General features: G+C 65.6%; 13 protein-coding genes. 6 read left to right on the top strand and 7 right to left on the bottom strand.

Annotated features, from left to right (window positions below; genetic code table 11):
• Positions 1-59 precede the first annotated feature (59 nt).
• Positions 60-1,025, top strand: a complete 966-nt coding sequence (locus LDB05_RS07150) for a transcriptional regulator (RefSeq protein WP_226007231.1) — start codon at positions 60-62, stop codon at positions 1,023-1,025.
• A 149-nt stretch (positions 1,026-1,174) separates the two neighbouring features.
• Here the strand turns inward: LDB05_RS07150 and LDB05_RS07145 are convergent, their stop codons facing one another.
• Positions 1,175-1,432, bottom strand: coding sequence for a glutaredoxin family protein (locus LDB05_RS07145; protein ID WP_226007230.1), 258 nt, complete (start codon positions 1,430-1,432; stop codon positions 1,175-1,177).
• Between the two features lie 107 nt (positions 1,433-1,539).
• Positions 1,540-2,955: an NCS2 family permease gene (locus tag LDB05_RS07140; RefSeq protein ID WP_226007229.1), complete on the bottom strand. Its 1,416-nt coding sequence runs from the start codon at positions 2,953-2,955 to the stop codon at positions 1,540-1,542.
• A gap of 218 nt (positions 2,956-3,173) precedes the next feature.
• Here LDB05_RS07140 and LDB05_RS07135 point away from each other — a divergent pair, with 218 nt between their 5' ends.
• Positions 3,174-3,836: a potassium channel family protein gene (locus LDB05_RS07135; protein WP_226007228.1), complete on the top strand. Its 663-nt coding sequence runs from the start codon at positions 3,174-3,176 to the stop codon at positions 3,834-3,836.
• Between the two features lie 184 nt (positions 3,837-4,020).
• Here the strand turns inward: LDB05_RS07135 and LDB05_RS07130 are convergent, their stop codons facing one another.
• Positions 4,021-5,133 (bottom strand): DNA methyltransferase, encoded by a 1,113-nt coding sequence (locus LDB05_RS07130; protein ID WP_226007227.1) that lies wholly within the window; start codon positions 5,131-5,133, stop codon positions 4,021-4,023.
• A gap of 117 nt (positions 5,134-5,250) precedes the next feature.
• On the opposite strand from LDB05_RS07130, the gene LDB05_RS07125 reads away from it, so the two are divergent.
• Positions 5,251-6,225, top strand: coding sequence for a calcium/sodium antiporter (locus tag LDB05_RS07125; RefSeq protein WP_226007226.1), 975 nt, complete (start codon positions 5,251-5,253; stop codon positions 6,223-6,225).
• A gap of 99 nt (positions 6,226-6,324) precedes the next feature.
• Positions 6,325-7,335, top strand: coding sequence for a glutathione S-transferase family protein (locus LDB05_RS07120; protein WP_226007225.1), 1,011 nt, complete (start codon positions 6,325-6,327; stop codon positions 7,333-7,335).
• A 21-nt stretch (positions 7,336-7,356) separates the two neighbouring features.
• Here the strand turns inward: LDB05_RS07120 and LDB05_RS07115 are convergent, their stop codons facing one another.
• The 3 genes from LDB05_RS07115 to LDB05_RS07105 form a co-directional block, all read right to left on the bottom strand.
• Positions 7,357-7,722, bottom strand: coding sequence for a DUF7535 family protein (locus tag LDB05_RS07115; RefSeq protein ID WP_226007224.1), 366 nt, complete (start codon positions 7,720-7,722; stop codon positions 7,357-7,359).
• Between the two features lie 108 nt (positions 7,723-7,830).
• Positions 7,831-8,637, bottom strand: coding sequence for an NAD-dependent epimerase/dehydratase family protein (locus tag LDB05_RS07110; RefSeq protein ID WP_226007223.1), 807 nt, complete (start codon positions 8,635-8,637; stop codon positions 7,831-7,833).
• A 285-nt stretch (positions 8,638-8,922) separates the two neighbouring features.
• Positions 8,923-9,936: an alcohol dehydrogenase catalytic domain-containing protein gene (locus tag LDB05_RS07105; RefSeq protein ID WP_226007222.1), complete on the bottom strand. Its 1,014-nt coding sequence runs from the start codon at positions 9,934-9,936 to the stop codon at positions 8,923-8,925.
• 165 nt (positions 9,937-10,101) lie between these two features.
• Between LDB05_RS07105 and LDB05_RS07100 the strand changes: the two genes are divergently transcribed.
• The gene (locus LDB05_RS07100; protein WP_226007221.1) at positions 10,102-10,476 is read left to right on the top strand and encodes a 2Fe-2S iron-sulfur cluster-binding protein; all 375 of its coding nucleotides are present in this window, start codon (positions 10,102-10,104) and stop codon (positions 10,474-10,476) included.
• 80 nt (positions 10,477-10,556) lie between these two features.
• On the top strand, positions 10,557-10,991 hold the full coding sequence (locus tag LDB05_RS07095; protein WP_226007220.1) for a DUF393 domain-containing protein: 435 nt from the start codon (positions 10,557-10,559) through the stop codon (positions 10,989-10,991).
• Between the two features lie 122 nt (positions 10,992-11,113).
• Here LDB05_RS07095 and LDB05_RS07090 read toward each other — a convergent pair whose 3' ends face one another.
• On the bottom strand, positions 11,114-12,394 hold the full coding sequence (locus LDB05_RS07090; RefSeq protein ID WP_226007219.1) for a DUF7405 family protein: 1,281 nt from the start codon (positions 12,392-12,394) through the stop codon (positions 11,114-11,116).
• Positions 12,395-12,564: the final 170 nt, after the last annotated feature.

Genomic DNA, 12,564 nt, shown 5'->3' with positions numbered 1-12,564 from the left:
CACGGCACCCGGACATCTCGGGGAAAACGTCTTATAGGAGGAATCGCTTACAACCCCGTATGTCCCGCTCCGCACTAGTCGGCAACGTGACCGCGATGTTAGAGGACGCGGGATTCATGGTGAGTGAACGGTGTGCGATTCGGCCGAAGAGCTTCGATATCGCCGCCAGACGCGGCGAGGATCTCATCCTCGTCAAGATCCTCGCCAACATCGACGCGTTCAACCAGGCGACCGGCCAGGAGATGCGGCGGCTGGGAACCTACCTCGACGCGACGCCGCTGGTCATCGGCCTGCGCAGCCGCGACGAGGACCTGAAACCCGACGTCGTCTACTTCCGACACGGCGTTCCGGTGTTCAGTCCCGACACGGCGTACAACCTGTTCATCGAGGAGGTCCCGCCGCTGATCTACGCCGCCCCCGGCGGCCTCTACGTCAACATCGACGGCGACCTGCTGGCCGACGAACGCGAGGACCGCGACTGGAGTCTCGGCCAACTCGCCAGTGAACTCGGCGTCTCTCGACGAACGGTCTCGAAGTACGAAGACGGCATGAACGCCTCCGTCGAGGTCGCGATGGACCTCGAGGAGATGTTCGAAGCGCCCCTGACGAGTCCCGTCGACGTGCTCGAGGGGGCCGACGACGTTCACGAGAGCGAGGCGATGCCGGACGACCCCGAGGCGGATCCCGACGACGAACAGGTGGTCGCCGTCCTCACGCGAGCCGGCTACAGCGTTCACCCGACGGTTCGCTCGCCGTTTACGGCCGTCAGCGAGGACGAAGACGACAGCGACATCGTCCTGACCGGTCACTCGGAGTTCACGAAGGCCGCGGAGAAACGCGCACGGATCATGAGTTCGATCGGGCAGGTTACGCGGACGCGGTCCGTCTACGTCGTCGACCGCGCGAAACAGGACTCCGTCGACGGCACCGCGCTGGTCGAACGGGACGAACTCGCGAAGCTTCGGAACGCCGACGACCTCAGAGACGTCATCCGGGAGCGTTCGGAGCACGAAGAGGCGGCCTGAGCGATCGACGAGGTCCCGGTTTTCGAACTATATCGACCCGTCCGAGCAGCGTCGAGACACCGTCGGCCGGTGCCACCGGCTGACGGCTCGTCGCAATCACTGCGACCGGTACATTTTCGGAGAGAAATCGGCCGAGAGACGGGAAGCGCTTACGCTGCGCCGCTGCCGTAGGTTTCCTCGAGGTACTCGACGATGTCGTCGCTCTCGTTCATGCCGTCGATGCCGTTGGCCTCGTCGACGATGACCGGGACGCCGGTCTGGCCGCTGACCTTCTCCACTTCCGTCCGCTCGCCGTGCGAGCGGGGGACCTCGATGGTGTCGTACTCGAGCTCGAGTTCGTCGAGTTTCGAGCGGACCTTCGCGCAGTACGGACAGCCGGGGAGCTCGTACATAGTGATGTCTGCCATTGTATCTGTAATAAGGGACTCGAGGCGTAAGAGCGCAAGGGTAGCGGCGGTCTCCGCCATCGAGCGGGCGGGTTGCGAACGGACGAAGGACCGATGCGTGACGTGACTCAGCCGACGATGCCGCTCGTGTGGACGTAGAAGTAGCCGACGAGGACGACGGCCATGAGCCACTGGCCGAGGCGGATGTCGTCGAACTCGCCCATCGCGGCCTTGAGTATCGGGAACGCGATGATACCGGCCGCGAGGCCGTTAGCGATCGAGTAGGTCAGCGGCATGATCGTGATCGTCAGCCCCGCGGAGACGGCCCACGCCGGGTCGTCCCAGTCGATGTCGAGGACGCCCTGGAGCATGATGATCCCGACGACGACCAGCGCGATGAACGACGCGTACGCGGGAATCATCGCGATCAGCGGAATGAGTACGAGCGTGGCGAGGAACAGGAGTCCGACGACGAGCGCAGTCAGCCCCGTTCGGCCGCCTTCCTCGACGCCGGTCGAGGATTCGACGTACGTCGTCACGGTTGACGTCCCGACCATCGCGCCGACAGTCGTCCCGATCGCGTCCGCCATCAGTGGCTTGTCGATGTCGGGGAGGTTTCCGTCTTCGTCGAGGAAGCCGCCGAACTGCGAGACGCCGATGAGCGTCCCGGCGGTGTCGAAGAAGTCCACGAAGAAGAACGTGAAGACGACCAGCGTGAACGTGAACGGATCGATATCTCGGAGCCCGTCGACGAACGCGAACAGCAGCGGAGAGATATCGTACTGCGGGGAGGTCACGACGGCAAACGACAACTGGCCCTCGTCGCTCAGTAGCGCCGTCGGCAGAACTGACGACGGGCTGGCCAGCCCCGCGTAGTACGCGAGCCAACCGGCCACGGACGTGCCGAGGATACCGAGGATGATCGATCCGGTGACGTCACGCGCCCAGAGCACGAACGTCAGGAAGAGCCCGAACAGGCCGAGCAGGGCCGCCGGGTTCGTCGCGATGTCACCGAGCGCGACGGCGGTCGCTTCGTCCGGAACCACGACCCCCATCTCCTGCAGACCGATGAACAGCAGGAAGATCCCGATCCCGGCGCCGACGGAAAACTTCACCGGCTCCGGGAACAGCCTGATGACGTACTCCCGAGCGCCGATCGCCGTGATCACGATGAAAATGATCCCCTCGACGAAGACGGCTGCGAGGGCCGTCTCCCACGGGATCCCCATCCCGATGACGACGGTGTACGCGAAGAAGACGTTCAACCCCATGCCGGGTGCGAGTCCGAACGGCCTGTTCGCGTAGAACGCCATGACGAAGATGGCGACCGCCGACGCGATGATCGTCCCGATGGCGATCATCTGGACGACCTGCAAGTAGGAGTATCCGGAAATCTCGATCGCGTCCGCCAGGATGAACGGATTGACCAAGATAATGTACGACATCGCGAGGAACGTCGTCACCCCCGCGATGGTTTCGGTACCGACGTCGGAGTCGTGTTCGGCGAGTCCGAAGTAATTCTCGAGCGTATCGGCGATCCCCATGTTGGACGTTCGAGCATAACCACACCGGTTAGTTAAAGATTCTTGTCCGCCTCGATGGGTAGTATACGCACATTCGTGTATATTAGGTGATGGGACGGGGCTGCGAGTGAGGGCGAGGCGCTGCGGGCGCAGCCGCTCGATTCGGCCACTCGGGTCGAACGGAACAGAGCGGTGAGACGGACCAACGTATTTCACCTCGGAGCGTGTACCACGATACCATGAGGTTTGTCATCGTGGGATACGGTCGGGTTGGCTCGCGGACCGCGACGATCCTCGACGAGGAGGGTCACGAGGTAGTCATCGTCGACAACGACGCGGACCGCGTCGAGCGCGCCACCAACGCGGGCCTCGAGACGGTCCGGGGAGACGGGTCGGACGAAGACGTGCTCGTCGATGCCGGGATCGAGACCGCCGACGCGATCGGCGCGTTCACGCCGGACCTCAACGCCAACTTCGCGGCCTGCATGGTCGGCACCCACCACGGCTGCCGGACCGTCCTGCGGATCGACGAGGATTACCGGGAGGACATCTACGAGAAGTACGCGGAGGAGGTCGACGAAATCATCTACCCCGAACGGCTCGGTGCTGCGGGCGCGAAGACCGCCCTCCTCGGCGGGGACTTCAACGTCGTCGCGGACCTCGCCACGAACCTCCAGTTGACCGTTCTCGAGATCCAGGAGGGGTCCCCGGCGGTCGGTAAACGGATGAGCGAACTCGAACTCCCGGAATCGGCGCGGATCTACGCTCACGGCCGCGCACGCGAATCGCTGACGATCCCGCTTCCGGGCACCCAACTCGAGGTCGGCGACGAGGTCGCCGTCATCACCGAGACGGACCGCGCAGCGGAGGTCCGATCGGCGCTATTGCCCGCGACTGCCTGACTGGGGGACCCTCGATCGGACCGTCTGTCGCTCGAGGCACCGGCCCCGGTATCAAAAGTGGAGAGGAACGGGAGCAGGCGCGCGAACGGCTGGATGGGGGAGGGGTGGGAGGCCGTCTGCGCGCCTATCCGTTCCGTGTTCCCGCTGGCAAATAAAACCGCGTCAGACGATCGACCGACGGGAGTCAGACGGGGCTCGATCGAGACTCCTGCTCGTCTGCAGCGTCGTCCTCGAGGCGAAAGACGAGGACGTTCTGGTGGACCATCGAGGGGACGAAGGAGAACGGGTAGCCGTAGACGTGGAGGTCCTTCGAGGGATCGTACCAGATCAGGTTCGCCGCGAGCGTCAGCGGTGCGTTCGATTCGATCGCACGCGCGAGATCGGCCGAGAGGAACTCGTAGGACTGTTCGCGATACATGTCGCCGATGAAGACGACGACGTGGCCGTCCGGCGCAACGGCGTCGGTAAAGCGATCGAATTTTTCGCCCATCTCGGCGAGCCACTCGGCTTTCGTCTGCCGCTCGCCGGCCTCCTCGCCCGAATCGGGCCCGGAGTCCGCGTCGTCGATATCCGTCGCAGCGCCGTCGGCGTCGGCAGCTCCGTCGAACGACCCCAGCTTGCTCTCACGCGTCTCGCGCTCGTTTCGCGTCTGCTCGAGTTCGTCCATGTGCCAGTAGGGGACGTCGGTCAGCAGGAGGTCGACGGAATCGTCGGCCACGTCGTCGATCAACTCGGCACAGTCGCCGTGTCGCATCTCCTGTTCGGCTAGCGGCGGCTCGCCGCGGGCGCGGCGCTCCTCGTTTTCCGCCTCGAGGACCTCCCGGTAGATCTCGATCCAGCGTTCCGTACGTTCGAAGCCGATCGCGTCCCGGCGGCCGGTCCCCTCGTGTTCGCAGAAACTCGCGCCCAGCAGGGTGCCGCCGACGCCCGCGAAGGGGTCGAGGACTGTATCGCCGGCCTTGCTGAACCGGCCGATCAGCTCCGCACAGAGTCGCGGCGGTTTCTGGCCGCCGTGCTCGCTGCGCAGCTCGTGCTGGACGGCGGGCGGATAGCTCTCGGCGATCACGGACTTCGTGGCGTACTTCCACTCCTTGCCCGTGAGATCGTTCACTCGATTACGCTCGTCGTAGATCCCGCGTCCCTCGACGTAGCGCTGATGGTCGGCCAGGTCGTCGGTATCGATCACCTCGCCGTCCTCGACCGGGAGGGACTCCTCCCGTGCCCGATCGGCGTCGAAATCGCCGTCGTCGTCCGTGAACAGGCGGCTCTGGCGGTGTCGATCCCCGTCGTCTGCCATACCTCGTGTGCTCACGCCGGTCGCTTAAACGCTTGTTCATGACCGCGCGGCGCGGATCGGCCGCCGTTCCGGTTACCCGCCGTTTTTGACGGTCGCCCGCGAAAACCCCTGCTATCGATGGTACTCGTCGGAGACGTCGTCCTGCTCGGTGTCGCTGTCATCGCGCTGTGGATCGGTGCGCGGACGCTCGTCACCGGCGCCTCGAGACTCGCCAGCGCGGCCGGGATATCAGCGCTCGTGATCGGCCTCACCGTCGTCGCCTTCGGCACCTCCGCGCCCGAGGTCGTCGTCTCCACCGGGGCCGCGCTCGAGGGCCAGGGCGACGTCTCGGTGGGAAACGTCGTCGGCTCGAACGTCTTCAACCTCGGCGTGATCCTCGGGCTCGTCGCCGTTATCGCGCCGTTTCGCGTGATGGAGACGCTCCTCCGACGCGACGCGCTCGCGATGGCCGCGTCGACGGTCGTCGCGGCCGTCGTCCTCGCCGACGGCATCGTTTCGCGGCTCGACGGAGCGATCCTCCTCGCACTGCTGGGGTGCTATCTCGGTGCGCTCTGGGTCGCGATTCGTCGGGAGAACGACGGCGTCGGAGGGTCCGAGTCGTCCGACGGGTCGGGGTCCGCTCCCGACGCCCGCGATCGAACCGAGGTCCGATTCGGGCTCGAGGGCGGACGCGTCCTCGCCGGTCTCGTCCTCGTCATCGTCGGGGGGCGCGTATTGGTCGATTCTGCGGTCGGGCTCGCGCTCGCCGCCGGCGTCTCGGAGTGGGCGATCGGCGCGACCGTCGTCGCGGCCGGCACTTCGATTCCGGAGCTCGTGACCTCCGTCGTGGCCGCCCGTCGCGGTGACACGGGTATTGCCGCAGGGAACGTCGTCGGCTCGAACGTCTTCAACGTCCTCGGCGTACTGGGGATCGCCGCAGTCGCCCGGCCGCTGACCGTCGACCCCGCCGTTTTCGTCGGGTTGGTGTGGCTGGGCGTCCTGACCGCGTTCGCGACGGCCGTGCTCGCGACCGGGCGACGATTGACTCGCCTCGAGGGCGTTCTGCTCGTGATCCTCGGCGCGGGCTACTCGGCCGTGAGCCTGCTGGGTTGAGCCGACAGTCGAAAAATCGACCGACGGCGAGCCGTCGTGGGAACCCGGTGACACGAGGGTTAGCGAGAGCCTTTGTCCGTCCGGACCCTTCGTTTTCCTATGAATATGCTCGTCAACGGCGAATGGCGGACCGACGCGTACGAATCGACTGACGACGACGGCTCGTTCGAACGCCAGACGACCCCCTTCCGGGACGAAATCCGGGACGACCCCGACGCTCGGTTCCAACCCGAGTCGGGACGATACCACCTCTACGTCTCCTACGCGTGCCCCTGGGCACACCGGACGCTCGTGACGCGGGCGCTGAAAGGGCTCGAGGACGCGATCTCCGTCTCGATCGTCGATCCGTACCGCGACGACGACGGCTGGCAGTTCACGCCCGAAAAGGAGGGCTGTACGCGGGATCACATCCGTGACGCCGACTACCTGCGGGAACTGTACGTGGCGGCGGATCCGGACGCGACCTGTCGGGTGACGGTGCCGGTCCTCTGGGACACGCACGAGGAGACCATCGTCAACAACGAGTCCAGGGAGATCATGCGGATGCTCGACACCGAATTCGATGACGTCGCCTCTCGAGACGTGGATCTCTACCCCGAGGGCTATCGGGAGGACGTCGACCGAATCATCGACGAGATCTACGAGCCGATCAACAACGGCGTCTACCGCGCCGGGTTCGCCACGAAGCAGGCTCCGTACGACGCGGCGATCGACGACCTCTTTTCGGCGCTCGACCACTGGGACGAGGTGCTGGCCGACCAGCGTTACCTCGCGGGCGATCGGCTGACCGAGGCCGACATCGCGATGTTCACGACGCTCGTCCGGTTCGACAACGTCTACCACACTCACTTCATGTGCAACGTCCAGTACGTCCGCGAGTACGACAATCTCTGGCCGTACCTGCGCGACCTGTATCAGACGCCGGGCGTGGCTGGGACCGTGGATATGGACCACATCAGGGAACACTACTACACGACCCACCCCGACGTGAACCCCCACCGGATCGTCGCCCGCGGCCCCGATCTGGACTTCGAAGCGCCTCACGGCCGTGACGAGCTGTCCGGCGGCCCGCCCTCGGACGTCGGTCGGGCGGCCAACGCCGACGATTAAGGAAGCAACAGAGCCGCGATCTTACGATTCCGCCGTCTTCTGATCTGCGCCGTTTTCACCGCCAGCGTCGACGTCTTCGGCGTCGGCTTCTTCGGGATCGGATTCTTCGCCATCGGTCTCGGCGTCTTCAGCATCGGTCTCGGCGTCCTCGGTCGCTGCGGCCTCGAGCCGGTCGGACCTGCTCCGGCCGGATTCGCGACGCCAGTCCTCGAAGCTGTGTTCGATCTCTTCGTCCGCGACGAATACCTTCCAGAGAAGCCACACGACGGCGATGACGGGCAACACTGGGAGCAAGACGATAACGAGTATCGCGGCCATGATATAACCGAACAACGACATCTGCGTGTTCGGCCCGTAGCCCGTCGACTCGGACACCTTGACTGACATGTGCGACGGTACGAACGTGTCGGTATTCCGTCTTTCGATCCCGCAGGTGATCCGTGCTCCTCGAGACGACCGCATTCCCGAGAAAGAGCCGGATCGTGAACGAGGAAATCAGGTCGTTTCGAGGCCGTCCCGACCGTCCGATTCGTCGCCTAACACGGCTTCGGCGTCGTCCCGCGGCCGATAGTTGAGGTTGCGCATAGTCTCGGCGAGCGAGAGGAACCGTTCGGAGTTATCCGAGATGCCGTGTGCGATCAGCGGCGATCCCCCGATGGTAGCCGTCGCGGCGGCGTTGAGCACTCGTCGGCAGTCACCGGGACTGAGCCACATCGCGCGGGCGTAGCGCTCGCCGGCACCGTCCCGGTCCGCACACTCCTGCCGGAGTTCGTCCCGGGTGAGCAGCCAGCCGATCCGCAGGGTCACCACTTCGAACCCGTGTCGCTTCGCGTAGTACGATCCCATCGCCTCGCCGAAGACCTTCGTGACGCCGTAGTAGGTGTCGGGATCGGTCGGCTCGTCCGGCCGGACGATCTCGGGACTGCCGACGGTCGACTCCGGCCGGATCCCCGAGACGGTGTTTTTCATATTGACCGCGTGGTTCGAACTCGCGAAGACCACCCGCTCGAGCCCGTTCTCCGCCGCGGCCGCGAAGGCGTTGTAGACGCCGTCGACGTTCGGCCCTCGAACCTCGTCCCACTCGGCTCGTGGAGACGGGTTAGCCGCGAGGTGAATGAGCACGTCTTGGTCCTCGAGGGCGTCCAGAAATTCCTCTCTGTCGGTGATCTCGAGGGGCGTTGCATCGAGGTCCTCGGTTTCGCTGTGGGAGAAGAGCGCGAGCTCGTGGTCGTCGGACGGAAACGCGTCGACGGCTTCCCTGCCGACGTTCCCTGCCGCGCCGGTAATGGCGATATTCGTCATACGGGATAGACGATAATCGGGCCGAAATAGCTCGGCCCAGCGCCTTCCGGCCTAGTCGTCTGAACCGCTGTATTTCGGCCCCGTCTTTTCGACGTCGACGGCAATACCCTGAAAGCCCCTTCCGGTCCGGACTCCCGGGCCTCGCTGTGCGCTTCGGTCGTTCGCCAGGCTCACTCCCTGTAGTGCTTGCGTCGTCCGGGTTCGCCCGGACCGGAAGCCCCTTTCATTCCCACCCGATAGTGGAAATGCGGTTGGCTGATACATACTGACAGCGGAACGCGCTGGTTACGGCTCCACGACGATCTTGCCGACGCTCTCCCGGTCTTGCATCGCCGCGAAGGCGTCGCCGGTGTCCTCGAGCGCGTACGTCCGATCGATTTCGGGCGCCACCTCGCCGTCGCCTACGAGATCGACGAGCCGCCGGAGGTCGTCCTGGGTGCCCATCGTGGAGCCGACGACGCGCTTGTGGCCGAGGAAGAGGTTCGAGATGTCGATCGTCGACTCGTTGCCGGCCGTGCGACCGCAGATCGCCATCGTCCCGCCGCGGCGCAGTACCGACTGACCGAGTTCGGTGAACTCGCCACCGAGGTGATTGATGACTGCGTCCGGCGTTCCGATCGCCTCGACTCCCGTGCGGATCTCATCGATCGCCGTCGATTCGATCCCGTGATCGAGTCCGAGCTCGCGGACGCGCTCGAGTTTCGTCGCCGAGGAGGACGTCCCGATCGTCTCGGCACCGAAGACGGCCGCGAGCTGGACGGTGGCGACGCCGACGCCGCCCGTCGCGCCGGGGACGAAGACCAGGTCGCCCGGCCCGACCTCGGCCCGCCGGAGCATGTGGAACGCGGTCATGTACGCCGTCGGAATCGCTGCGGCGGTCGTCGTGTCGACGCCGTCCGGTAACGGAATCAGGCGATCGGCCCGGACGCGGGCGGACTCCGCGAGCCCGCCGTGATACAGGGAGAACCGTTCACAGGTGTTCTCCGGGCCTTCGCGACAGAACCGACAGGTTCCACAGGTCTGGTTCGGACAGAGGACCACCCTGTCGCCGGGCTCTATACCGCGAACGTCGGCGCCGACCTCGCCGACGACGCCGGCCACGTCGAGTCCCGTAACGAACGGCAGGTCGTCGGCGTCGACCATCGCCGAGTCCCCCTCGAGGATGAAGAGGTCGTGGCGATTGATACCGCACGCGTCGACGTCGACCACCGCCTCGCCGGGACCGGGCTTGGGGTCGGGTCGGTCGATGAGGCTCACTCCCTCGGGGCCGATCAGGTCGGTGAAGGCTGCTGCTCGCATCGTTTTCTCGGTCGGTCTCGAGGGCAAAGACCCTAGGGAAGCCGGCACTCGTCCCGTCGGCGAGACGCCCCCTCGATACGTCGTCCGCAGCGACCAGCACCGGTCGCCGCTCGGCTTGCACCTGTCCAGCCCAGGTCTTTGGCTCGGGGACTCGTAGGTGTCGTCGTGACGGACCCCACTACGTGGGACGTCGAACTTCGCGTCCCCGAGGGTGCCGATATGGACGCCGCCGGCGAGTCCAGGACGATCGAGGTCAGCGAGGACGAATCCATCCTCGCGGCAGCCCGCGCTGCGGATATCTGGCTTTCGGCGGACTGTCAGCAGGGCTGGTGTATCACCTGCGGCGCGAAACTCATCTCCGGCGAGGTCGATCACAGTCAGGCCAAGCGCTACTACCCGGAGGACGACGCAGCGAACTTCGTCCTCACCTGCGTCGCTCGCCCCCGCGCCGATTGCGTCATCGAAGTCGAACGGTACGACGAACTGCTCCGGCACCGGGCCGACCACGACAGGCCGCCAGGTCGGTCGAAGCTCGGCTAACGGTCGGTACCGGTCCGGAGAAACTGCCACCAGCACTTGCCCCACGGAACGTTTTCCGGCACCGCGACGTAGGAGCCGATATGACCGAGCCGCGGTTCACCGGCATCCTGATTCACGACGGCGACTGTCCCTTCTGTTCGGCCGCGTCGACCGCGATGCGGCAACTCGAGGGCGTCGGCGCCGTCCCCTGGGACGAGCCGGCTGCACAGGCCTTCCTCGAGGCGCAGTTCGGCGAGATTCCCTTCGCGCTGTTCTTCGTCGATATCGAGGCGGAGACCGTCTGGGCGGGCCGGGCCGCCGCGACCGAACTGTGCGAGCGGGCCGGGATGCCGGTGCTCGTTCGGGATATCGTCGACGAGAACTACGAACGGGTCGCGGATGCGATCAGATTCGTCTCGAGCACTGATCGGGAGATCGACCCCTATCACGACGCATATCCGCTGGCCGACGACGCAGCGGCGCTGTTCGACGACCTTGCAGCTACCGGGAATCGGACGCACGTGCCGGGTGCCTGAGTCGAAACGAGAGGGATCTCACTCGAGTGACCGAGCGGTCCGCTCGAGCGACACGCCGTAGATGCCGATCGCGTTACCGCCGAGAAACCACCACGCGATGGCGTCGATATCGGCCCGGTCCGCTACGCCGGGTTCGGCTCGGGCAAGGCGCGACGGTTCCGCGGCGGCACGAGGTAGTTCGCCCGGTTGCGAACGCTGATGTACTGGAGGATCCCGTTGTTCGTCCGCGACCCGACCGAACCTTCGGTGAGGTCGGTTCCGGTCATCGCCCGCCGCGTCTTCACGAAGTCCGCGATCGAGCGCTGGAGGGAGAGGAAGTGGACGGCCGCTCGATCGTCGTCGGTGGAGTCGAAGTCTCGCCGCAGGACGATCGGCTCGCCGTCCTCGCGCGCTCGAGCTGCCTTCTGGGCGTGGCCGACCGTTCCCTCGCTCCGGGCGTCCTCGGCCGCACTGCCACCGACCTCGGCGACGCGGCTCGAGTCCCCGAGGTTGTTCCCGACGCCCTCGACGAGGTCCTCCTTGGCGTGGGTCGGTGAGAACATCTTTGCGACGCGCTGCTCGCGGCTGTCCTGTTCGTACCACTGGTGGAGGTGAAGCTCGATCTTCGAGAGGTGGATCGTCGTCCCGCCGGCGAAGGGCCCGTCCCGAATCGTTACCCGGTCTTCGCTAGCCTGCGTCTTCCTGAATCCCGATTTGAACCCCATGAACAGCGGCGCGTCTTCCGGGACGGGGTCGCCGTCCGGAATACCGCTGACGCCGGACTGGCGTTCTGCGGGGAGGCCGGGACCGATGAATCCCGTTCGGCGCTCCGCGACGTCGAAGACGCCGTCGAACGTGCCCTCAACCTCGATCCCGTTCAGGTCCTCGAGTTCCCCTTTCAGAGCTTCCTCCGCGCTCAGCGTCACGTGGCCGTAGTCGCTCGCCAGGTGGACGAGCGCGTCGTACTCGTCGATTTTCGGGTCCTCGATCGGCGCGAGCGCTTCGGGGTGAGGGAGGTCGACGTCCTCGGGAAGGCTGGCGTCGAAGCGATCGAAGTACGTGGGACCGTAGCCGATCGCGAACGCCAGTCCTCCGTTTCCGCGCTCGTACGCCCGCTCGAGGGTTCGGAAGGCGGCCTCGAGTTGTTCGCGTTCGCCGTCGGCGGCTGCCGGGCCGTCGCCGACGTAGTCGAGGGCGAGCAGGAGGTGGTGTTCGGGCGGCTCGACGTTGCCGTGGTCGTCCGTCGAGAGGTAGTCGTTCCAGGCGTGTTGCCGACTGGGAAGTTCGTCGGGGGCGAGCGAGGCCTGTGGGACGTCCTCGACGTCTTCGCGCTGGAGGCAAGCGGAGAGTGCGCTCGAACCGCCGATGGCGACTGCACTGCGGACGAACGCGCGACGGGAGAGCCCGCGATCCGAACCGTTCATACACGACCCTCGGGGGCTGACGAGTAAGGATATTGCGGTCGTACCGATCGACCGGAGTCGGCGCAGTCGGTCGCGACTTTTGCTGGAGTCGCGGTTCTAGAATCGCCGTCAAGCGGGCTTCTGGTTACGAGTGGCCGTCGGCAGTTGCAAGCAAAGATTGATGCCTCGAG

Origin of the sequence: Natrinema salinisoli (genome assembly GCF_020405205.1) — an archaeon.
Classification (GTDB): Archaea; Halobacteriota; Halobacteria; order Halobacteriales; family Natrialbaceae; genus Natrinema; species Natrinema salinisoli.
Note: the sequence above shows the minus strand (reverse complement) of the source record. Positions and strands in the feature narration are given on the sequence as shown.

What these genes read in the sequence shown, in the direction of transcription:
- LDB05_RS07150 (WP_226007231.1), top strand. Translation starts at nt 60, where the DNA reads ATGTCCCGCTCCGCACTAGTCGGCAACGTGACCGCGATGTTAGAGGAC.
- LDB05_RS07145 (WP_226007230.1), bottom strand. Translation starts at nt 1,432, where the DNA reads ATGGCAGACATCACTATGTACGAGCTCCCCGGCTGTCCGTACTGCGCG.
- LDB05_RS07140 (WP_226007229.1), bottom strand. Translation starts at nt 2,955, where the DNA reads ATGGGGATCGCCGATACGCTCGAGAATTACTTCGGACTCGCCGAACAC.
- LDB05_RS07135 (WP_226007228.1), top strand. Translation starts at nt 3,174, where the DNA reads ATGAGGTTTGTCATCGTGGGATACGGTCGGGTTGGCTCGCGGACCGCG.
- LDB05_RS07130 (WP_226007227.1), bottom strand. Translation starts at nt 5,133, where the DNA reads ATGGCAGACGACGGGGATCGACACCGCCAGAGCCGCCTGTTCACGGAC.
- LDB05_RS07125 (WP_226007226.1), top strand. Translation starts at nt 5,251, where the DNA reads ATGGTACTCGTCGGAGACGTCGTCCTGCTCGGTGTCGCTGTCATCGCG.
- LDB05_RS07120 (WP_226007225.1), top strand. Translation starts at nt 6,325, where the DNA reads ATGAATATGCTCGTCAACGGCGAATGGCGGACCGACGCGTACGAATCG.
- LDB05_RS07115 (WP_226007224.1), bottom strand. Translation starts at nt 7,722, where the DNA reads ATGTCAGTCAAGGTGTCCGAGTCGACGGGCTACGGGCCGAACACGCAG.
- LDB05_RS07110 (WP_226007223.1), bottom strand. Translation starts at nt 8,637, where the DNA reads ATGACGAATATCGCCATTACCGGCGCGGCAGGGAACGTCGGCAGGGAA.
- LDB05_RS07105 (WP_226007222.1), bottom strand. Translation starts at nt 9,936, where the DNA reads ATGCGAGCAGCAGCCTTCACCGACCTGATCGGCCCCGAGGGAGTGAGC.
- LDB05_RS07095 (WP_226007220.1), top strand. Translation starts at nt 10,557, where the DNA reads ATGACCGAGCCGCGGTTCACCGGCATCCTGATTCACGACGGCGACTGT.
- LDB05_RS07090 (WP_226007219.1), bottom strand. Translation starts at nt 12,394, where the DNA reads ATGAACGGTTCGGATCGCGGGCTCTCCCGTCGCGCGTTCGTCCGCAGT.